The following is a 19,576-nucleotide window of genomic DNA, read 5'->3' as shown; positions in this document are numbered from 1 at the left end:
GGCGGTTTCTAGGGGTCGACGCAACACTGCCTGTTCTACTGGGTGGTGATTAGATCACGCATACGCTCGGCTGGGGTTTCCCAGCCGAGCGTTTTGCGTGGTCGGCTGTTGAGTTGCTGAGCGACGTGCTCGAGATCCGCGGGGCCGTAGACGCTCAGGTCGGTGCCCTTGGGGAAGTACTGCCGGAGCAGCCCGTTGGTGTTCTCGTTGGTGCCGCGCTGCCAGGGGCTGGCTGGGTCGCAGAAATACACCTGCATATCGGTGGCCACGCTGATCTGCGCATGCCGGGCCAACTCTGCGCCTTGGTCCCAGGTCAGCGACCCGCGTAGGTGCGCGGGCAGGTCTTTCATCGCGGTGATGATCGCGTCGCGGACCTGTTCGGCGTCGTGCCCGTCGGGCAGGTGCAGCAGCATCGTGTAGCGGGTGGAGCGTTCGACGAGAGTGCCGATCGCGGTCTTGTTCTGCTCACCGGTGATGAGATCCCCCTCCCAATGGCCGGGAACAGCACGGTCCTCGACTTCGGCCGGGCGGTCGCTGATCATCACCATCGGGTCGATGAACCGCTGATACCGCTCACCTTCTTTCCGCTGCGGTTTGCGTTTGGTTCGTCCGGTCCGGAGTGCTTGCTGCACTTCTCGTTTCATCCCTCCACGGGCTTGGAAGTACAAGGCCTGGTAGATCGTCTCGTGGCTCACCCGCATGCTCTCGTCGTCAGGGTGATCCCGGCGCAGACGGTGCGAGATCTGCTCCGGCGAGAGCTTCCTCGACAAGCCCTCCTCGACCTCTGCCCGCAGGACCGTGTTCACCACCAGTTTGGACTGCTTCGGCCGCGCCCGAGCCGCCACCGCTACCCGATCGGCCTGATACGGCAGATACCGGCCGCCGATGCTGCGTTGACGGACCTCCCGGGAGATGGTGGAGACGTTCTTGCCGATCCGGGCGGCGATGGTCCGCATCGAGTCCTTGAGTACCAGCCCGTCAGCGATTGCGATGCGGTCATCGAGCGAGAGGTAACGGTCACTGATCGCGATCGCGATCGCCGAAGCATCGTCTCGGCTCGAGATGGCACTGGTCACAGCCTGTTTGTAGATCGTCTTGGTTCGATAGTCCACGACTGTGCCGTCCGGGTGGATCCGCCTGCCACTGGTTCGTCGGATTCCCTGGCGCCAGTCCCGGGCGGTGCGTTCGTTCACCTGCACCTCACGGGCCGCGCGCGCTGACGACCACCCCTGATCGAGCAGCGCGAGAAATCGCTTCCTCGCCTCCGGCTTACCCACCGCCTTCAGCTTGTCCGCCGTGACCAGACCGGCATCGACCAAGACCCTGCGAGCGACCGAGAACGCCACATCGCACTCGATCGCAGCCTTGTTGATCGAGCCGGTCCGATCGAACACCGCCACGATCCGCTCCGGATCTGCCGGCCTACCCGGCCCGCGAGGCGGCCCCACCGGGTGGCCAATCGCCCGCAGAATCGCGTAACACCGCCGCCGCGGCACACCCACCGCGACAGCGGCCTCCTTCACCGGAACACCGGAGTCGACCAGCTGCGCCAGCTCGCCGCCGAACCGGGCACAGTCCTCCTGAAACGACATGATCGCCGCAACCTCTCGTTGAGAGTGTTGCGACGATCATGTGAACCCGCCCGAAGGATGCGGGGCGTTCCCCGTTCTGCGGTGAAGCGGATCAGGCGTTGCCCGACAGCTTCTCGCGGAGAGCAGCGAGCTGCGCATCGCTGGCCAGCGAACCGCCGGTGCTCTGCGGGGCGTCGTTGCCGCCGCGGTCGCCCGCGGACTCGCTCGAGTAGTTCGCGCCACCCGCGGCCGGACCACCGGCAGCGGCCTCGGCGGCCTCGTCGGCCGCGAACTTCTCCATCTGCGCGGTGTGCATCTTGTGGCGACGCTCCGCCTCGGCGTAGCGACCCTCCCACTCCTCGCGCTGCTTCTCGAAGCCCTCGAGCCACTCGTTGGTCTCGGGATCGAAGCCCTCGGGGAAGATGTACTCGCCGTTCTCGTCGTAGCTGTCGGCCATGCCGTACTTCGACGGGTCGAACTCCTCGGTGTAGTCCTCGTTGGCCTGCTTGAGGCTCAGCGAGATGCGACGACGCTCGAGGTCGATGTCGATGACGCGCACCATGGCATCGTCGCCGACGGAGACGACCTGGTCCGGGACCTCGACGTGGCGCTCGGCCAGCTCCGAGATGTGGACGAGGCCCTCGATGCCCTCCTCGACGCGGACGAACGCGCCGAACGGAACGAGCTTGGTGACCTTGCCGGGCACGATCTGGCCGATGGCGTGGGTCCGGGCGAACTGACGCCACGGATCCTCCTGGGTCGCCTTGAGCGACAGCGAGACGCGCTCGCGGTCCAGGTCGACGTCGAGGACCTCGACGGTGACCTCGTCGCCCACGGTGACCACCTCGGACGGGTGATCGATGTGCTTCCAGGACAGCTCCGAGACGTGCACGAGGCCGTCGACGCCGCCCAGGTCCACGAAGGCACCGAAGTTGACGATCGAGGACACGACGCCCTTGCGGACCTGGCCCTTCTGCAGCTGGTGCAGGAACTCGCTGCGGACCTCGGACTGGGTCTGCTCGAGCCACGCACGGCGCGACAGGACCACGTTGTTGCGGTTCTTGTCGAGCTCGATGATCTTCGCCTCGATCTCCTTGCCGATGTACGGCTGGAGGTCGCGCACGCGACGCATCTCGACCAGCGAGGCCGGGAGGAAGCCGCGGAGGCCGATGTCCAGGATGAGACCACCCTTGACCACCTCGATGACGGTGCCCTTGACGGCCTCGTCCTTCTCCTTGAGCTCCTCGATCGTGCCCCACGCGCGCTCGTACTGCGCACGCTTCTTGGACAGGATCAGGCGGCCTTCCTTGTCCTCCTTGGTGAGGACGAGCGCCTCGACGGCATCGCCGACGTTGACGACCTCGGACGGGTCGACGTCGTGCTTGATGCTCAGCTCGCGGGAGGGGATGACACCCTCGGTCTTGTAACCGATGTCGAGCAGGACCTCGTCACGGTCGACCTTGACGATGGTGCCCTCGACGATGTCGCCATCGTTGAAGTACTTGATCGTGGCGTCGATCGCTGCGAGGAAATCCTCCGCGGTGCCGATGTCGTTGACGGCGACCTGCGGGGACGTAACGGTGGTGGTGGGCATTGGGTAAGTTGCTCCGGACAGGGTGCTAGTAGTGTGGGTCGAGATCGCGCACGCATGGGCACACGCGAGGTCCAGGCTACTCCCCCACCCGCAACCTGGGCAAACCACCTCAGCAGCACCGTCGAGAGGCCCGTCCGTGACCTACCGCCCCACCCCCGACATGCGCCGCGACAGCGCCGGCTCGGCGGCGGCGAACCGGTCCTGGTGGGACGCGGATGCCGACGCCCATCACCGCGAGCACGCGGCCTTCCTGGGCGTCGACAGCGCCGACGGCGAGTTCGTCTGGTGCCCCGAGGGAGTCCACGAGGCGGATGCGGGCCTGCTCGGAACCGTCGGACCCGGCACCGTCGCGGTGGAGATCGGCTGCGGCAGCGCCCCCTGCGCCCGGTGGCTCGCCGCGCAGGGCGCGACCGTGGTCGGCCTCGACATCTCGGCCGGCATGCTCCGCCGCGGGCTCCCCCACGTGCGCGGCGGCAATCCCCTCCTGGTCCAGGCCGGTGCGGAGGACCTGCCCGTCGCCGACGGTGCCGCCGACGTCGTCTGCTCGGCCTTCGGCGGGATCCCCTTCGTCGCCGACTCGGCGCGGGTGATGACCGAAGCCCACCGCATCCTGCGCCCGGGCGGCCGCTTCGTCTTCTCCGTCAATCACCCGATGCGCTGGATGTTCCTCGACGATCCCGGGCCGGACGGCCTCGTCGCCACCCTGTCGTACTTCGACCGCTCCCCGTACGTGGAGACGGACGACGAGGGCCTGCCCACGTACGTCGAGCACCACCGGACGATGGGCGACCGGATCCGCGAGATCGTGGGCTCCGGGCTGCGTGTGCTCGACGTGATCGAGCCGGAGTGGCCCGAGGGCTTCACGCAGGAGTGGGGGCAGTGGAGCCCGCTGCGCGGCGCGATCTTCCCGGGCACCGCCATCTTCGTCACCGAAAAGCCGGGATAGCCGGATCCCCGCCACTATGCCCGGTCTCCAGCTGGTTCACAGCTGATCGTGACCTCCCGTTCACCAATGCGGTGTCTGCTCGCTGGAGACGGCCCGAACGCGGCCGCCCGCTGATCAGGAGACGCACGTATGAATCGAATCACCCGCACCCGGCTGGCCGCGGCGACCGCCGCGGCCGCCGCCCTGTCCGGTGCGGCGCTGCTGGCGCCCGGCGCCGCGAGCGCCGCTCCCGTCTCGCCCACCGCGCCCGTGCCTGGCACGCAGTGCAACGTCGGCCAGGTCGAGCGCGCCACCGCGAAGGTCGCGCCGGAGTTCTGGCGGCACATCAGCTCGAACGCGAAGGCCAAGGACCGGTTCGAGCAGATGCTCGTGAAGACCCCCGAACAGCGCGCGGCCGCCCGCGCCGCGGCGAAGAAGCAGCACGAGGCGCGCCTCGCGGAGTGGCAGAAGACGCACCCGGGGCAGACGAAGCCGACGCACCCCAAGGCTGCGGACGGCAAGCAGAAGCCCACGAAGGCCCAGGTGGAGGAGAAGATCGCGACGATCAAGAAGACCTGCGGCACGAGCTGAGACGCGGGTTTCGATAAGACGGCGCCGGGTTCCTCTACCCGGCGCCGTCCTTTCGTCGTTCACCCCGAACCGGTAGTCTCGCTGGGCAACCGTCCATCGCCCGATAGGGGTAGTCATGAACCGGATCCGTATCGCCGCGGCGGTCGCCGCCCTCGCGGGCGCGCTCGCGGCCACGCCCGCGGTAGCCTCCGCCGCACCCAACGACAGGGTGCCCGGGACCAAGTGCACCGTCGCCCAGGTGGAGCGCGCCACCCAGGTCATCGCCCCCGAGGCGATCGCGGTCATGGACGCCACACCCGGCGGTCGCGAACAGGCCACCGAGCTGCTCACCGCCAAGCCCGAGGACCGGCAGGCGATCATCGATCGGCTCACCAGGGACAATCCCACGGCCGCCGCCTACTACAGGGCCAACCGGACCGACGTCGACGCGAAGATCGCCAAGGTCATCGCGACCTGCGACAAGTACTGACACCCTCTCCGCCACCGAAAGGCACCCCCGTATGACCTTCCGCCGCACCGCCGCCACCGCCGCCGTCCTCGGCGCGATCGCCCTCGCCGGCGCCCCGCTCGCCGCGGCCGCCCCGACGCCCGCGCCGAAGCCCGACGCTGCGTCCGCGCGGGCCGTGCCGGGCACGTCGTGCACCGTCGGCCAGCTGCGCGCAGCGATCGATCGCTCGTCGCCCGGCCTGTCCAAGCGACTCGAGGACGCAGCCGGCGGGCCGCAGCAGTTCGCGGACATCGCGGCGTCGAACGGCCTGGAGCGGCAGGTGCGCGTCGCCGCGCTCGCCTTCCAGGGCACCGGCACCGCCTTCAGCCTGCTCGGCGAGCAGGCGAACGTGCAGCGCGCGGTGGCGGACGCCTACAGCACCTGCGGTACTGCGAAGGCCAAGTAGGCTTCTCCCACTCAACCCCGAACGGCGGCACGCACTGCGCGTGCCGCCGTTCGGCGTCGAGGGCATGAAATTCCCGTCCGGCGCGGCGCCACCGCGGAAGTCAGAGCGCTTCGAGCGCCGCGCGGAGGGCGACCTCCACGGCGGAGACGGCCTCGGCGGTCGCCTGTTCGGGCGATCGCGCGAGCACTGGCCGATCGATGTCCGGCAACAACATCGACGGCGGCACACCCAGTGCCGCGGCCAGACGATAGACGGTCGACATGTGCGGGTCGGAGACACCGTCGTTCGAACTCACGTTGCGTTCGATGTTCGAAACCTGGTTGCGGTGGATACCGGCCAGCTCCGCGAGCTTCTCCTGCGAGAGGCCGCGCGCCTTCCGCACCGTCACCAAGCGGCGGCCGAGCGAGTCACCATAGGTCCCCCACTCGATACTCCCACCGCTCACCTGATCCAGGTTGGTGCATGCACATCACATTGTCTGCCCTACTTGTTGTGCATTTATCCTGCAGCGCAATGCCTTTGCCGCCGCAAGGCGTCGACACGGGCCGGCGCACCGCCGGAGCATGTCATCTGCACAACATGTTCCCCAGCAATGACGGAGGCGCGGTGGAGCCGAGGCGTGGTCATCGAACGGTGCGGGTGCCGGCTCGACGACGGACTCACCCTCCCTCTCCTCGAGGCATCACACCCCCGGCGAGAGGTCCGGCTCCGGCTCCCCGAGACGCGCGAGTCCGGGCAGCAGATCGATGACGTCCGCCAGGTTCCCGACGGTCCACTCGGCTCCCGCGCCGGCCAGCGCGGCGGCGTCGAACTCGCCGGTGGTGACGCCGATGAAGGCGCATTCGGCGGCCCGCGCAGCTGCCGCGTCTTCGATGTGGTCGCCCGCATAGGCGCGCACATTCGTGAAGCGCCGGAGCGCCTCCCCCTTATCCGCCCCGAAGTGCTCGCCCACGACGGCGACGACGTCGAGCTCCGCGTCGGCGACCGCCCGCTCCGCGGCCGCCTGCTGCTTCGCCGACACCACCACCGCCGCGCCCCCGGCGGAGCGGATCGCCGCGAGAAGCTCCTGCGCGCCGGGGAGGACGGGGACCGGCGTCGTGCCGTCCGTGTCGTAGTGGTGGCGGTAGCGGCGCAGGAACAGCTCCGAGTCGATGCCGGGGACCGCGGCCCGCGCGACGTCGTCGATAGGCACGCCCATGTGCGGGAGGAGCACCGCGTCCGGCACGGTGTGCCCCAGGTCGACGAACGCCCGTTGCGCCGCGGTGAGGATCCGCTGCCGCGAGTCGATCAGTGTGAGGTCGAGGTCGAATCCGATGGTGAACACGCCGCCCAACCTTACCGCCGCCACGTGTTCAGGGTGAAGGCGCTGTTGACCACCAGCATGACGGCGCAGCAGCCCCACAGGATCCTCGAACCGAGTGATGGATCGCCGTCGCGGAACGGCATCGACAGAAGGACCAACGCATTCAGGACCGCCTGCACGAAGACTGATGCTGCCACTCGGATCGAGTGGTCGGATATCTGCCTTCGGCGCCACGCGACCAGCACCGACAACGCTCCGAGAGCACAGGCGGCTACACCGAATCCGACGACGAGGGTCGGAATCCGTTCCGGCGAGAGCGCGCCCGCCAGCAGTACCGCCGCCACCGGGACCTGCGTGTACCAGGCGATCCGCATCGGATCAGGTCGCGGCAGGCGCGGCACCCGGACACCGAGAAAAGTCAACGCGTTGCTGTTCATGCGGCCGAACGTGCCACAGGCCACCGACAAGTTCCGGCGATCACCACCGCACCTGTGCGGCCATGGTGAGGAGGCGTTCGCGTCGCCGCTCGTTACCCTGCCCGACCCACGCGATCCGGCCGTAGACGTGGGCACGGAAGTCGGCCAGGCCATCACGGTTCTGGCTCTCGCCGCCGAACCGAGCCGCGTTGTGCAGTAGGGCACGCAGGGTGTCGTAATCGGCACGGAGCACCTGCGGATGGACGTTCACCACGATGCCGGCGAGTTCCTGGCGGGATCCGGCCCGCATGATGCGCGTCTTCGCCGGGTTGACCGAGAGACCCTCCGCCGCAATGATCTTCGGCGCGACACCCGCGATGAGCGAGGGATCGTCCGCACCGGAGAAGGCCAGATCGTCGCCGTACCGGGTATACCGGGCGCCCTGGGCGCGCGCCAGCCCGGACAGCCGGGCGTCGAGGCGGTGCAGCACCAGATTCAGCAGTGCCGGCGACGTGGGTGCGCCCTGAGGGAGGTGGCGCGACCGCAGAACTGCGGCCTGCCATGGGTCGAGGCCGCGCAGTTCGTCACCGGGCGTCGAGGTGGTGCACAGGTCGGCGAGCACGCCCGCGACCGATGATCCGTAGCCCAGGCGCCCGAATGCCCTCCGGACGCGGGGCACCGTCACCGTCGAGAAGCAGTCCCGCAGGTCCAGGCGCACGATGGACCGGGCACCGGCGTGCGGTGCTGCGTACGCGAGCACCGACCCGCCGGGGCGGAATCCGCGGGCCGCGGGGTGCGCTCCCGCCGGGTCGAGGACGTGCCGCAGGATCCGCCGCTGCGCCTCGGCGAGCCGCGGCTTGGGCGCCTCAATCACCCGCACTCCCCCGGCGGGCTTCGTTATCCGCCGCACGCGGTAGTGCCGCAGCGGCGGAGCCGAATGTCGAAGCCACTGACCGTGATCGGCGAACCACTCGAGTTCCGGTGCGGTGACGTCCAGCATCCGCGCGACGGAGGCGAGGTCGGGAAGAGCGCGTCCGGGCACATCGCGCGGAGCACTGGGCTCGATCAGTTCGACGGTGCGGAAGCCCTCCAGCGCCGCGCGAAGGCGGCCGGGCCGGGGCCGGGGCACCGTGCCGTCGACGGTCGCGAACGGCGGCTGCGGGTGCTCGGCGAGCAGACTGCGCGCGATCTGGACGGTCAGGGCCTCCGGCACGATGTCGCGGATCGCGTCGGCGACAGACTCGACGGTCCAGGTCTCCTCGATGAAGAACTGGAGGCGCTCAGCGATCGCGTACAGCCACGCCCGCGGCAGCCGGCGCGAGACCTCGATCGCTGTCATGAGCGGGATGCGAGCGCCGCCCGGGTGACCTGAAACATGTTCCCGGAGCGCCGCCCGGTGCGCGCAGCGCACTGACCGGCGTGGGACGCAGGGTGTAACTGTGCAGTGCCCCCAGCGGTTACCGCTGAGACGGATCGCGCGGATCCCACCTCACCCGGGCGACGTCGCATGAATCCACAATGCCACAGATCAGACCGGCACGATCTCCACGCCTGCAGCCAGCCCACGGATGTCCTCGGGATCGGACGTGAAGACCGTGCCGCTCACACGCTCCGCGATCAAAGCGATGTGAGCATCAACGACGTCGCTGGTCCCTGTGCGGCCGAGGCGCACCCCGATCTTCGCGCCGACCTCCGCATCAAGCGGCTCCACCCGCACGAAGCCGGCGCGCAGGAGACGAGCCAGCGCGTGCTGCCGGGCGCCGCCACGCCACACCTGCCCCAGAACCGCCGTACGGTCCCGCTCGAACTCGTGGATCAGCAAGGTCATGCGGCTGTCACGGCGTTCAATCGCGATGAGAGCTCCCGAATCGAAAACCGGGATCACGACGCCGCCGAATCGACATCACGCCCGAGGACCTGACGTACCCAATCGCGATCCTCGTCGGTGATCGGCCCCGATTCGGCGATGATCTCGTCGATCACCTCACGTGCCATCACCCAATCGGGCTCACGCTCGGCCAACATGGCGAAATACCCCGACACACTATCGGCGTCGCCCGCGTCGACCGCGCGCTGTGCCTTCGCGGCAACCTCGTCCGGAACGCTGATCGTCAACCGCTTCATACTCCGACGATACTCCCGTAATCGCTGGTCGAGACTAGTGTGCAGCGTCGTCCCAGGTGCGGCCGTAGCCGACGGAGACCTCGAGCGGCACCGAGAGTTCGGCGGCGCTGCCCATCGTCTCGCGGACCAGCTTCTCCAGCTCGTCCCGTTCCCCGGCGGCGACCTCGAGCACGAGTTCGTCGTGCACCTGCAGCAGCATCCGCGACTTCAGGCCGGCCTCACGGATCGAGTCCGCGAGCCGGATCATGGCGACCTTGATGATGTCCGCGGCGCTACCCTGGATCGGCGCGTTGAGCGCCATGCGCTCCGCGGACTCCCGGCGCATGCGGTTCGTCGAGGTCAGATCCGGCAGGTAACGGCGGCGGCCGTAGATGGTCTCGGTGAACTCGTTGCGACCGGCCTCGACGACGACGTCCCGCAGGTAGTCGCGCACGCCGCCGAAGCGGGCGAAGTACGCCTCCATCTGATCTTTCGCCTCGTCCCGCGAGATCTTCAGCTGCGCGGCCAGGCCGAAGGCGGACAGGCCGTACGCCAGCCCGTAGGACATTGCCTTGACGCGGCGGCGCATGTCCGGCGTGACCTCGTCGATGGGCACGCCGAAGGCCCGCGATCCGACGAAGTTGTGCAGGTCCTCGCCGGTGTTGAAGGCCTCGATGAGCCCCTCATCGCCCGAGAGGTGCGCCATGATCCGCATCTCGATCTGGCTGTAGTCCGCCGTCATCAACGTCTCGAAGCCCTCGCCGGCGACGAAGGCGTGCCGGATCTGCCGGCCCGCCTCGGTGCGGACGGGGATGTTCTGCAGGTTCGGATCGGTCGAGGAGAGCCGACCGGTGGCCGCCACCGTCTGGTTGAAGGTGGAGTGGATCCGCCCGTCGGAGGCGACGGTCTTGAGGAGGCCCTCGACGGTGACCTTGAGTCGCGTCGCGTCCCGATGCTCCAGCAGGTACTGCAGGAAGGGGTGCGGCTCCTTCTCGTACAGCGCCTCGAGGGCGGCGGCGTCCGTGGTGTAGCCCGTCTTGGTCTTCTTCGTCTTCGGCAGGCCCAGCTTGTCGAAGAGGATCACCTGCAACTGCTTCGGCGAGCCGAGGTTGATCTGCTCGCCGATCGTTTCGAAGGCGGCCGCCTCGGCCGCGCGGATCCGATCGCTGAACTCACTGTGCAGCGACTCGAGGTGCGCCGTGTCCACCGCGATGCCACTGGCCTCCATGACGCCGAGCACGCGCAGCAGCGGCAGCTCCATCTCGGCGAGCAGCGGGCGGGACTCGATGTTGTCGAGCTCCCCGTCCAGCGCGTCGGCGAGGTCGGCGACGGCGCGGGCCCGCAGAATGGCCTGCTGCGCCTTCTCCCCGGCCGAATCATCCGGATCGTCGAGGAGGGAGAGCTGCGAGTCCTCGCCCCCGGCCTCGACGCGCAGCTCGCGGTGCAGATACCGCACCGAGAGGTCGTCGAGGTTGAAGGTGCGTTGGCCGGGCCGCACGAGATACGCGGCGATCGCCGTATCGGACGTGAGCCCACTGAGCGTCCAGCCGCGAGAACCGAGAGCGTGCATCGCCCACTTGGCCTCGTGCACGGCCTTCGGCTGCGTCTCGTCCGCCAGCCAGGCGCCGAGCGCGGCCTCGTCGTGCGGGGTGAGCGAGGAGAGCTCGATGTAGCCGCCCTCGCCGTCGGGGGCGGCGATGACGACGGCCTCCGCGTCACCGTCGACCACGACCTCCGGTCCGATCACGCCCAGGCCGGACCGTGCGCCCGAGGCCCCGTGCTCGGCGAGCCACTCGGCGACGGTGCCGGGCGCGACGATGCCGCCGGAGATCTCGAAGCCCTCCTCCGCCTCGGGCTCCGCACTGGCGAGCTCGGTGAAGATGCGCTCTCGCAGCACGCGGAACTCGAGATCGTCGAAGAGCTGGTGGATGGCCTCGCGGTTCCACGGCTGCAGCGCCAGATCCTCCGGCTCGTAGGGCAGCGTCATGTCCCGGACCATCTCGGTGATCTGGCGGTTGAGCTGCACCGTCGCGAGGTTCTCGCGCAGCGCATCGCCCACCTTGCCCTTCACCTTGTCGACATTGGTGACCAGGCCCTCGAGGTTCCCGTACTCCCGGATCCACTTCGCCGCGGTCTTCTCCCCCACGCCGGGGATGCCGGGCAGGTTGTCCGACGGGTCGCCGCGCAGGGCCGCGTAGTCCGGGTACTGCACCGGGGAGAGGCCGTACTTCGCCTCCACCTCCTCCGGGGTGAACCTGGTCAGATCCGAGACGCCCTTACGCGGGTAGAGCACGGTGACGTCCTCGTTGACCAGCTGCAGTGCGTCCCGGTCCCCGGTGACGATGAGGACCTTGAAGCCCTGCGCCTGCGCGCGGGTGGTCATCGTGGCGATGATGTCGTCCGCCTCGTAGCCCTCCTGCGCCATCGTGGGGATGCCCATCGCCGTGAGCACGTCCTTGACCACGTCGACCTGCCCGCGGAAGTCGTCCGGCGCCGACGAGCGCTGCGCCTTGTACTCGGGGTACATCTCCGCGCGGAAGGTCTGCCGCGAGACGTCGAAGGCCGCGGCGACGTAGCCCGGAGCCTCCTCCTTGAGGAGCTTGATCAGCATCGACGTGAAGCCGTACACCGCGTTGGTGGGCTGCCCGGACTTGGTGCGGAAGCGGCCACCGTCGAGCGGGAGCGCGAAGAAGGCGCGGAACGCCATCGAATGCCCGTCGATCAGCAGCATCGTGGGCTTGGTCGAGGAGTTCGCTGAAGTCACACGGGCAGTCTAGTGATCGCCTCCGACAGATTTCGTCAGGTCGTCGTGGGCGGCAGCTGGGGCCGCACGACGACGGTGTCGGCGACACGCTTCTCGAGGTCGGCGACGTCCGCGGTCGCCGATTCCAGTGCCGCGCGCTTCTCCGTCTCCGGGAGCGCCGCGATGGTCACCAACCGATCGTCGATCTCCTGCGCACGCACCGTCAGCCGCACCTGCTCATCGAGCTGCGCCGCGGAGAGGACACCCGCGGGCTGCTCGAAGGCGCGCAGCGCAGCGCGGATCCGGCGGTGCAACCGCGCCTCCGGAACGTGCGAGCCGGACCAGGACAGCGGCGCGCGGGACGGGAAGGGCATCTCCGCCTCCGCTCGCTGCTGCCGGCGACTGTTACGCACCAACGCCACCGCGAAACCCGTGGCCCCGAGCACGGCCAGCAGCACGACCACGAGCACCACCAGGATGATCGACGACACTTCTCGTACCTCCTCGCTCCGCGGCGACTACCCGCCCCGGGCCTGCATGTACAGGTACACCGCCAGTCCGACCAGCAGCAAGCCGACGGCCACGGCGAACCCGATCTTGATCGCGCTCCACGGCCGTTGCCCCTGCACCTCCCCGGTCACACCGTTGACGAAGACCTGGAAGGGCCGATCGGCGAAGGTGACGGTCAGCAGCCACACGGGCATGAGCAGGTAGAGGAAATCGATCGACTGGTAGACCGGGTTCAACCGGCTGATCCGCTGCTCGTCGCCGCCGATGTCGCGCCGCACCGTGTTCTCGACGATGCGCTCGATCCGCGGCCGCGCCTGCGCCTCGAAGACCTGTGCCGCGTCACCGTCGTAGGTCCGGGCGAGATGCCCCGCGACGAACTCCGGCGTGTACGTGACGGCCTGCTCGGTGGGCCAGGGCTCGAGTTCGCGCACCCGGTCGCCGTCGAGTCCCGTGTTGGCGGACTCGGCGAGCTGCCGGATGCTGTCGTGCACGCGCCCGCTCACGGGCCACCAGTCGGTGTAGGTCTCCATGTTGCCGTCACGGTCCCGCCGCGTCCGGTGGACGCCCCGCTGACCCGAGTAGTCGGTGGTCACCTCGGCGTCGTAGCTGTAGTACGAGAGGTAGACGCTCGTGAACGAGCCGAGCACGCGGTACTTCTTGAACTCGCGCGGCGCGAACCACCGGCTGTTCACCCAGCCCTCGATGTTCCGCCGGGCCTGCTCCTCACCGACCCGCAGCGGCAGGATCCCGTCGATCGGCAGCCGCGCGGGCGCGACCTGCACGTCGGCGCGCTGGATCGGGGTGTTGCAGTACGGGCAGCGCACGGCGGTGAGGGTCCCGCTGAAGAGCGTGTGTCCTCCGCAGTTCTGGCAGACGACCTCGTGGTCGACCACCGGCACGGCTGCGGACGAGGCCGCACGCGCGTACAGCGCGGTCATCGTCGGCCCCAACGGATGCGGAATCAGGGCCTTCCGGGTGTCGAGCAGGACCGGGTACGTGCTGCCGCAGCTCGGCGAGCGCAGCTGTCCGATCGCCGGGTCGTAGACCAGCGCGTCACCGCAGTTCCCGCACGGATAGGTGCGGGTCTGCTCGGTGAAGTGCAGCATCTCGCGGTCGTTCGCCGACGGGGCACCGGGCACGAGCTGCGACGGACCGTGCTGTCCGGGCCCGACGGGGCGGGGCGGCTGCGGCCCGGAACGGCCGGGCAACGGAGGCGGGCCGGGCAGCGGGGGCGGCACCGTCATCGCTAGGCCCGGGGAGGCAGCGGCGGAGGCGTCTGCCCGAACAGCGAGGCCAGGGCCGGCACCTGGCCGGCCGGCGTCCAGCCGGTGAGGGCCGGCGACCAGACGAGCGTCGCCGGCGTGAGGCCCATGCCGCGCAGCTGCTCGATCGGGAACGGACCGGCGGACTGCCCGTTCTGCTCGACGTGGAAGACCTGCGCGTTCGGCAGCGGCGGCGGGCCGGGCTGCGGCGCACCGCCGGCCTGCCCCGCGCCCTGCTGATTCTGGAAGTTCTGGGCGAACTGCTGCCCCATCGCCATCCCCATGCCGGCGCCCAGGAACTGGCCCGTTCCGCCGCCGCCCTCGTTGGTGGCGGCACCGAGCATCGAGTCCGCGGCGCGGCCCTGCTGGAATCGGTTCATGTCGCCGACGTTGCCGTAGTAGCCGCGCTCCTCCACGCCGCGGGCGACACCGCGGGTCATGGCCTGGGTGATCTCGTCGGGCAGGGAGATGTTCAGCTCGACCGCCTCGCAGGCGAGGCCGTACTGCTGATGGATCTTCGACTGCACGTACTCCTGCAGCTTCGCCGCGAGCTCCCGCTGCCGGGCCTGCAGGTCGATCGCGCCGATGCCGGTCTCGATGAGCATCTCGGAGAAGGCGGTGGTGATGGTGCGCCGCAGCAGTTCGGCGATCTCGTCGGAGTCGACGTTCGAGTCGGTGCCGATCACCTGGCGCAGAAAGGTGGGCGAGTCGACGACCCGCACGACGCACAGTCCGTTGGCGCGCACCTGGACCATGCCGAAGTCCTGGTCCCGGATGGTGATCGGGTTCGCCGTGCCCCACCGCAGATCGGTGATGGGTCGGGTGTTGACGAAGTACACCTCGCTGCGGAACGGGCTCGCGAAGCCGTGCGGCCAGCCCTGCAGCGTGGACATGATCGGCATGTTCTCGGAGACCAGCTGGTAGCTGCCCGGACCGTACCGGTCCGCGAGCTGCCCGCGGTAGACGAACAACGCCTCCTGGCCCTCACGCACGATGAGCTGGGCACCGTTCTTGATCTCGTTGTTGTACCGCGGGAACCGCCACGCCATCACCCCGCGGTCGTCCTCGAACCACTCGATGATGTCGACGAGTTCGCCGCGGATCCTGTCCATCAACCCCATGCGCGCTGCCACCCCTGTCGTTGTTGCGATCGAGTCCAACGATAGTCACTTGCCGCGCGCGTAGGCCTCCGACGACTTAGGCTGCTTCCGTCCCGACGACGGGGACACCACGAGAAAGGTGCTCCACATGGCAGGCAAGTTCGAGGTGTACGAGGACAGCGCGGGGAAGTTCCGGTTCCGCCTCAAGGCCGGTAACGGTGAGGTCGTGGCTTCCGGCCAGGCCTACGCCTCCCGCAAGGGCGCCCACGACGGGGCCGCGGCCGTGCAGCGCGCCGCCGAGGGCGCGAAGGTGGTCGACGTCGACAAGGAGTGACCCGACGCCCCTGACCTGCGGGGCTTGACCTTGTCACGGTGAGAGGGTCTTCCATCGGGGCCACCGATGAATGGAGGTGGCCCCATGGCCCGGACCCTGCTCACCCATCAGAACGCCTCGATCCGCCTGCGCGCGGCTCTCGATGCGGGTTCCGCCGCGGATCCGGCCGACGCGCCGGACCTGGTGGCGCGCTGCGCCGTCGAACCGGACTTCTTCGTCCGCGACATGCTCACCTGGGCCCTGACCCGCCTCCCGGCGGCGACGACGGTACCTCTGCTGCGCGCCGAACTCGAATCGGCGGTCCCGCAGGCCCGCAGTCAGGCGCTCCACTCGCTGTCCAAGATCGGCGGCGCGGAGGCCGCCGTGGCGACGCCCCGCGTCCTCGACCTCGCCGGCGACCCCGACCCGGACGTCGCGAGGGCGGCGTGGCGCACCGCCGCGGCGCTCGCCCACGGGCCGGAGGAGCGACGGTGCGCCGCCTCCACCCTCGCGGCGCACCTCGGGCGCGGCGATGGCGAGACCCGGCGCAGCCTGAGTCGCGCGATCCTCGGCCTCGGCGACGAGGGGGTGACGGCGCTCCTGTCGGTGACCGCGACGTCGGACGCCGCCCGCGAGCACATCGCCGATACCATCCGGATGTCCGAGGATCCCGACTCCGGATTCGCGGACGCGGTGCACGAGGCGCGCCGCGTGGCCGCTCTGGGCCGCACGGACTGACGTGATGGAGGCGGGCGGATCGGATGCGGATCGGCGAGGTGGCGCGACGGTCGGGGGTCAGCGCTCGCATGCTGCGGCACTACGACGCGCTGGGCCTCGTCCGGCCCTCGCAACGATCGTCCTCCGACTACCGGGAGTACTCGGCCGCGGACATCCGGCGCATCTTCCATGTGGAGAGCCTGCGGTCACTCGGCCTGTCGCTCAAGGAGATAGGTCGCGCGCTCGACGATCCGTCCTTCGCGCCGGAGCATCTCGTCGCGGACATGGTCGCTCGCAGCCGGGAGCGGATCCGGCTGGAGAGCGAGCTGCTCGAGCGGCTACAGCGCGTCGCCGCCGCGGAACCGTCGGACTGGGAGCAGGTGCTCGCGGTGGTGGCGCTCCTGTCCGAGCTCGACTCCGAGTCACCCGGAGGCCGGCAGCGGGCCGCGCTCCTGGCCGGCGGGCGTGCCCCCGTCGACGCGCTCACGGGGGCGTTGCTCGCGGAGGAGAGCACGAACGTGGCCGGGGCCCTGCGCTGGGCCCTGGCACAGGCGCCGGACCTCGACCCCGCTCCCCTGCTCGACGCCCTCGGCTCTCCTGATCCGGCGGTGCGGGTCCGTGCGGCGGAGACCCTCGCCGAGCTGCCGGGGCAGGACGCGGCGCTCCGGACCGCGCTGCGCCACGAGGACGACGCCGTCCGGACGATCGCGGCCCTCGCGCTCGGTGCGCGCGGCGATGCGACGGCCGCCTCGCACTTGATCCGGATGGTGCGCGACGGGAACAGGGACGTCGATGCGGCCGAGACGCTCGGCGTCCTCGCCGTCGACGAACCCGAGACGATCAGCGCGGACATCGCAGCACTCGCCACGACCTCCACCGACTACGCGGTGCGGCAGCGCGCGGTACAGGCCCTCGCCGAGATCCCCACGGACGGGGCCGCCGTCGCGCTGCGCCTGCTCGCGACCGACGACGATCCGCGCATCGCCGGCACGGCCGCGTTCATCCTGCGGCAGCGGGAGCACTGACGAACGTCCAATGCTCCCCCGTGGGGCCGAGGACCAGAAGGTCGTAGCGCCCGCCCGGCGCGGGCACCGTCAGCTCGCACGCACCGAGCACGTCCGCGTGCAGCGGAACGGAATCCGGTGCGTGATAAGGGAAGACGATGAAATGCGCACTGCGGGTGCCGGCATTGCTGAGGCGGACGAGGGCACCGTCGGGCCGGGGTACGACGGTGGCGCCGGGCACATAGGGCACGGGGCGCGCCGGGCGCACGCCGGCCTCCTGACCGGGACGCCGCCCGACGGCGGGCGCGTGCGGCTTCCAACGCGGGCTCAGCGCGCCCGGCGACGGGGGCCGCGACGGGACGGGAAGCGCCTACGGCGCACGGAAGTCGAAGACGCTCGTGAGGTCCCCGCAGACGGTACGGCGCCAACCGGAGATCGCCGGTACCGCGATGCCCAGCCAGCGTTCGAGGAAGCGCAGCGTGGAGGTGTGGTCGAAGGTCTCCGAGGCGCGGAGCCCGCCGACCGTCCACGGGGAGATCACCGTCATGGGGACCCGATCGCCGAGGCCCAACGGCAGGTCACCGACCCACTCCTCGGCGAGGTCGCGGGGCGGGCGCGGCGGCGGGACGTGGTCGAAGTAGCCGTCGTTCTCGTCGTAGAGCAGGAACAGGGCCGTCTTCCGCCAGACCTCGGGGTGCCGTCCGAGGGCGTCGAGGATCCGGTAGACGAGGTTCGCGGACGCGCGCGGCGAGGAGCCGCTGGGGTGTTCGGATTCCCGTTCGGAGGCGACGACGTAGCTGACGGTCGGCAGGGTGCCTGCGGCGATGTCGGCGGCGATCCGGTCGGTGAGGGTGCCGGTAGCCGTGCGGTGCAGGCCGCGGAAGAACAGCTCGCGGTCGGTGGGCGGGAGGGCCCGGGCCCGGGCGTCCACCCCCGCGGAACGACGGTGCGCCTCCGCGGCGGGCAGGCGACGCAGGCTCTGGTAGAAGTCGTCGATCTCGGTACCCGCGTCGCCGATGACCTGTTTCGACACCTGCTTGAACCGGCGGAAGAACTCGATGTTGTTGTCCGTGAAGTTGTCCCACTCCTGGTACACCTGCCAGTTCACGCCGGCGTCCTGCAGGATCTCGCCGATGCACGGCCAGTCGTAGCCGGGGTGGCCGCGGTCGTAGGCGGCGTTCCCGACGGCGCGGTCGCCGGTGCCGGGCTCGTATCCCGTTGTGCCGGAGAAGAAGAAGTTGCGGTTCGGCGAGGTCGACGTGGGTGAGCTGCAGTAGTAGTGGTCGCAGATCGTGAAGGCGTCGGCGAGCGCGTAGTGGAAGGGGATGTCCTCGCGGTCGTAGTAGGCCATCGTCGAGTCGGTCTTCGCGGCGATCCACCCGTCGTGCCAGCCATCGGCGAGCGCCGCATGGCCGCCCTTCCACGTGTGGTCGAGGGCGTCGATGTTCTCCGCGTCCATGCGTTGCCGGTCGGCGGCGCCGCGCACCGGGAAGGGCGGCACCGTCAGGCCCGATCGCGTGGGCTGGGAGAAGACGTCGTGCCCGCTGCGCAGGCGGATCGCGGCGGGGTCGGCGAAGCCGCGCACCCCGCGCAGGGTGCCGTAGTAGTGGTCGAAGGACCGGTTCTCCTGCATCAGGAAGATCACGTGCTCGAGGTCCGCGAGACCTCCGGACGGGACGGGCTCGGCCAGCGCCTCGGTCAGCGACGGAGGGAGCAGGCCCATACCGGCGGCGATACCGCCGCCGATGGTTCCGCGGAGGAAGGTGCGCCGGTTCGCAATGCTCACAATCGCCACGGTGGTGCATCGGATTGAATCGCCGGTGGCGCCGGGCTGAACGGGCGTCGAAGGTTCAGCGCGGGTACCGCTGCGCGAAGCCGTCGCAGAGCGCCTCGATACCGGAGTGCAACAGCGGCATGACCGCGCAGAGATCGGGCCGATCGACGGCCACGAGTTCCTCGAGCAGGGGAAGCTCCGCGATCGCAGGATTGTCGGCGAGGTCCGCGACGAAGCCCGCCCCCTCGAGCGACGAGCCCGGGGCGAGCAGGAGCCGCCCGACGGCCCCGATACCCGCCCCCTGGACGTGGTTCCACACGTGCAGCGTCAGCTCCGCGGCCTCGACCACACCTCCGGTGAGGTGCGTGAACGCCTCGACCAGCCAGTTGAAGCAGGAGATGGCCGACGGTGCCATTGCGGCGCGGGGCATCGAGTGCGCCAGGAGCACCCACGGATGGTGCAGGTAGAGCCGCATATCGGCCTCCGCCGCCAGGTGGGCGCGCATCCGCCAGTCCGCGTGTCCCATCAGCTCGGGCGGGTAGAGGTATTGGGCGCCGACGGTGGCCGCCATGTCGCGCACCAGTGCGTCCTTGTCCGGCACGTGACGGTACAGGGACATGGCGCCCGCGCCGAGCGCGTCCGCGATCCGCCGCATGGAGACCTTCTCGAGGCCGCCCTCGTCGGCGAGACGGACGGCCTCCGCCACGATCGCCTCGCGGGTCAAGGTGGTCTCGGACACCCCTACCCCCTTCTCCGT

General features: G+C 69.8%; 22 protein-coding genes. 7 read left to right on the top strand and 15 right to left on the bottom strand.

The features are described 5' to 3' along the window. Positions 1-35: 35 nt before the first annotated feature. Together AC21LY_RS21635 and rpsA are read right to left on the bottom strand one after the other, a co-directional pair. The gene (locus AC21LY_RS21635; protein ID WP_489046438.1) at positions 36-1,241 is read right to left on the bottom strand and encodes an IS30 family transposase; all 1,206 of its coding nucleotides are present in this window, start codon (positions 1,239-1,241) and stop codon (positions 36-38) included. 442 nt (positions 1,242-1,683) lie between these two features. After that, complete coding sequence (gene rpsA / locus AC21LY_RS21630) at positions 1,684-3,165, bottom strand: 30S ribosomal protein S1 (protein ID WP_168546021.1); 1,482 nt, start codon at positions 3,163-3,165, stop codon at positions 1,684-1,686. A 160-nt stretch (positions 3,166-3,325) separates the two neighbouring features. Here rpsA and AC21LY_RS21625 point away from each other — a divergent pair, with 160 nt between their 5' ends. The 4 genes from AC21LY_RS21625 (at position 3,326) to AC21LY_RS21610 (ending at position 5,574) form a co-directional block, all read left to right on the top strand. After that, the gene (locus tag AC21LY_RS21625; protein ID WP_489048638.1) at positions 3,326-4,111 is read left to right on the top strand and encodes a class I SAM-dependent methyltransferase; all 786 of its coding nucleotides are present in this window, start codon (positions 3,326-3,328) and stop codon (positions 4,109-4,111) included. Between the two features lie 129 nt (positions 4,112-4,240). Further along, complete coding sequence (locus tag AC21LY_RS21620) at positions 4,241-4,681, top strand: hypothetical protein (RefSeq protein ID WP_489048627.1); 441 nt, start codon at positions 4,241-4,243, stop codon at positions 4,679-4,681. Positions 4,682-4,796: 115 nt separating this feature from the next. After that, positions 4,797-5,150 carry a hemophore-related protein gene (locus tag AC21LY_RS21615; protein WP_489048626.1) on the top strand — a complete coding sequence of 118 codons (354 nt, stop codon included), beginning with the start codon at positions 4,797-4,799 and terminating at the stop codon, positions 5,148-5,150. Positions 5,151-5,181: 31 nt separating this feature from the next. Beyond that, positions 5,182-5,574 (top strand): hemophore-related protein, encoded by a 393-nt coding sequence (locus AC21LY_RS21610; protein ID WP_489048625.1) that lies wholly within the window; start codon positions 5,182-5,184, stop codon positions 5,572-5,574. Between the two features lie 100 nt (positions 5,575-5,674). Here the strand turns inward: AC21LY_RS21610 and AC21LY_RS21605 are convergent, their stop codons facing one another. The 10 genes from AC21LY_RS21605 to AC21LY_RS21560 form a co-directional block, all read right to left on the bottom strand. After that, positions 5,675-6,019, bottom strand: coding sequence for a helix-turn-helix domain-containing protein (locus tag AC21LY_RS21605; RefSeq protein WP_489048624.1), 345 nt, complete (start codon positions 6,017-6,019; stop codon positions 5,675-5,677). Between the two features lie 237 nt (positions 6,020-6,256). Then, positions 6,257-6,898, bottom strand: a complete 642-nt coding sequence (locus AC21LY_RS21600; protein ID WP_489048623.1) for an HAD family hydrolase — start codon at positions 6,896-6,898, stop codon at positions 6,257-6,259. An 11-nt stretch (positions 6,899-6,909) separates the two neighbouring features. After that, positions 6,910-7,314, bottom strand: coding sequence for a hypothetical protein (locus AC21LY_RS21595; protein ID WP_489048622.1), 405 nt, complete (start codon positions 7,312-7,314; stop codon positions 6,910-6,912). Positions 7,315-7,354: 40 nt separating this feature from the next. Further along, the gene (locus AC21LY_RS21590) at positions 7,355-8,632 is read right to left on the bottom strand and encodes a reverse transcriptase family protein (protein WP_489048621.1); all 1,278 of its coding nucleotides are present in this window, start codon (positions 8,630-8,632) and stop codon (positions 7,355-7,357) included. Between the two features lie 189 nt (positions 8,633-8,821). Continuing rightward, a complete protein-coding gene (locus tag AC21LY_RS21585) occupies positions 8,822-9,178 on the bottom strand; it encodes a PIN domain-containing protein (RefSeq protein ID WP_489048620.1) in 357 nt (118 codons plus the stop codon). Continuing rightward, positions 9,175-9,417, bottom strand: coding sequence for a hypothetical protein (locus AC21LY_RS21580; RefSeq protein WP_489048619.1), 243 nt, complete (start codon positions 9,415-9,417; stop codon positions 9,175-9,177). The genes AC21LY_RS21585 and AC21LY_RS21580 overlap by 4 nt, the downstream gene beginning before the upstream one ends. 34 nt (positions 9,418-9,451) lie before the next feature. After that, entirely contained in the window at positions 9,452-12,127 is a 2,676-nt protein-coding gene (gene polA, locus AC21LY_RS21575) for a DNA polymerase I (protein ID WP_489048637.1), read from the bottom strand. A 68-nt stretch (positions 12,128-12,195) separates the two neighbouring features. Next, positions 12,196-12,630: a hypothetical protein gene (locus AC21LY_RS21570; protein ID WP_489048618.1), complete on the bottom strand. Its 435-nt coding sequence runs from the start codon at positions 12,628-12,630 to the stop codon at positions 12,196-12,198. Positions 12,631-12,657: 27 nt separating this feature from the next. Next, a complete protein-coding gene (locus AC21LY_RS21565; protein ID WP_489048617.1) occupies positions 12,658-13,893 on the bottom strand; it encodes a TFIIB-type zinc ribbon-containing protein in 1,236 nt (411 codons plus the stop codon). Between the two features lie 2 nt (positions 13,894-13,895). Continuing rightward, on the bottom strand, positions 13,896-15,032 hold the full coding sequence (locus AC21LY_RS21560; protein WP_489048616.1) for an SPFH domain-containing protein: 1,137 nt from the start codon (positions 15,030-15,032) through the stop codon (positions 13,896-13,898). 127 nt (positions 15,033-15,159) lie between these two features. Here AC21LY_RS21560 and AC21LY_RS21555 point away from each other — a divergent pair, with 127 nt between their 5' ends. From AC21LY_RS21555 to AC21LY_RS21545, 3 genes are all read left to right on the top strand, one after another. Further along, complete coding sequence (locus tag AC21LY_RS21555; RefSeq protein WP_146437377.1) at positions 15,160-15,345, top strand: YegP family protein; 186 nt, start codon at positions 15,160-15,162, stop codon at positions 15,343-15,345. A gap of 84 nt (positions 15,346-15,429) precedes the next feature. Then, complete coding sequence (locus AC21LY_RS21550; RefSeq protein WP_489048615.1) at positions 15,430-16,062, top strand: HEAT repeat domain-containing protein; 633 nt, start codon at positions 15,430-15,432, stop codon at positions 16,060-16,062. A gap of 23 nt (positions 16,063-16,085) precedes the next feature. After that, the gene (locus AC21LY_RS21545; protein WP_489048614.1) at positions 16,086-17,066 is read left to right on the top strand and encodes a HEAT repeat domain-containing protein; all 981 of its coding nucleotides are present in this window, start codon (positions 16,086-16,088) and stop codon (positions 17,064-17,066) included. Here AC21LY_RS21545 and AC21LY_RS21540 read toward each other — a convergent pair. The 3 genes from AC21LY_RS21540 to AC21LY_RS21530 form a co-directional block, all read right to left on the bottom strand. After that, positions 17,041-17,313 (bottom strand): phospholipase domain-containing protein, encoded by a 273-nt coding sequence (locus tag AC21LY_RS21540; RefSeq protein ID WP_489048613.1) that lies wholly within the window; start codon positions 17,311-17,313, stop codon positions 17,041-17,043. The two genes, AC21LY_RS21545 and AC21LY_RS21540, sit on opposite strands and share 26 nt — an antisense overlap. Before the next feature lie 102 nt (positions 17,314-17,415). Then, on the bottom strand, positions 17,416-18,831 hold the full coding sequence (locus AC21LY_RS21535) for an alkaline phosphatase family protein (RefSeq protein WP_489048612.1): 1,416 nt from the start codon (positions 18,829-18,831) through the stop codon (positions 17,416-17,418). Between the two features lie 64 nt (positions 18,832-18,895). Beyond that, positions 18,896-19,558, bottom strand: coding sequence for a TetR/AcrR family transcriptional regulator (locus AC21LY_RS21530; RefSeq protein WP_489048611.1), 663 nt, complete (start codon positions 19,556-19,558; stop codon positions 18,896-18,898). Positions 19,559-19,576: the final 18 nt, after the last annotated feature.

It is taken from the genome of Tsukamurella sp. II2bb, assembly GCF_057815145.1.
This window is presented reverse-complemented; position numbering and strand designations above follow the sequence as displayed.

Coding starts and splice junctions, on each gene's coding strand:
- rpsA (WP_168546021.1), bottom strand. CDS start 3,165: ATGCCCACCACCACCGTTACGTCCCCGCAGGTCGCCGTCAACGACATC.
- AC21LY_RS21625 (WP_489048638.1), top strand. CDS start 3,326: ATGCGCCGCGACAGCGCCGGCTCGGCGGCGGCGAACCGGTCCTGGTGG.
- AC21LY_RS21620 (WP_489048627.1), top strand. CDS start 4,241: ATGAATCGAATCACCCGCACCCGGCTGGCCGCGGCGACCGCCGCGGCC.
- AC21LY_RS21615 (WP_489048626.1), top strand. CDS start 4,797: ATGAACCGGATCCGTATCGCCGCGGCGGTCGCCGCCCTCGCGGGCGCG.
- AC21LY_RS21610 (WP_489048625.1), top strand. CDS start 5,182: ATGACCTTCCGCCGCACCGCCGCCACCGCCGCCGTCCTCGGCGCGATC.
- AC21LY_RS21595 (WP_489048622.1), bottom strand. CDS start 7,314: ATGAACAGCAACGCGTTGACTTTTCTCGGTGTCCGGGTGCCGCGCCTG.
- AC21LY_RS21590 (WP_489048621.1), bottom strand. CDS start 8,632: ATGACAGCGATCGAGGTCTCGCGCCGGCTGCCGCGGGCGTGGCTGTAC.
- AC21LY_RS21580 (WP_489048619.1), bottom strand. CDS start 9,417: ATGAAGCGGTTGACGATCAGCGTTCCGGACGAGGTTGCCGCGAAGGCA.
- polA (WP_489048637.1), bottom strand. CDS start 12,127: ATGCTGCTGATCGACGGGCATTCGATGGCGTTCCGCGCCTTCTTCGCG.
- AC21LY_RS21565 (WP_489048617.1), bottom strand. CDS start 13,893: ATGACGGTGCCGCCCCCGCTGCCCGGCCCGCCTCCGTTGCCCGGCCGT.
- AC21LY_RS21560 (WP_489048616.1), bottom strand. CDS start 15,032: ATGGGGTTGATGGACAGGATCCGCGGCGAACTCGTCGACATCATCGAG.
- AC21LY_RS21555 (WP_146437377.1), top strand. CDS start 15,160: ATGGCAGGCAAGTTCGAGGTGTACGAGGACAGCGCGGGGAAGTTCCGG.
- AC21LY_RS21550 (WP_489048615.1), top strand. CDS start 15,430: ATGGCCCGGACCCTGCTCACCCATCAGAACGCCTCGATCCGCCTGCGC.
- AC21LY_RS21545 (WP_489048614.1), top strand. CDS start 16,086: ATGCGGATCGGCGAGGTGGCGCGACGGTCGGGGGTCAGCGCTCGCATG.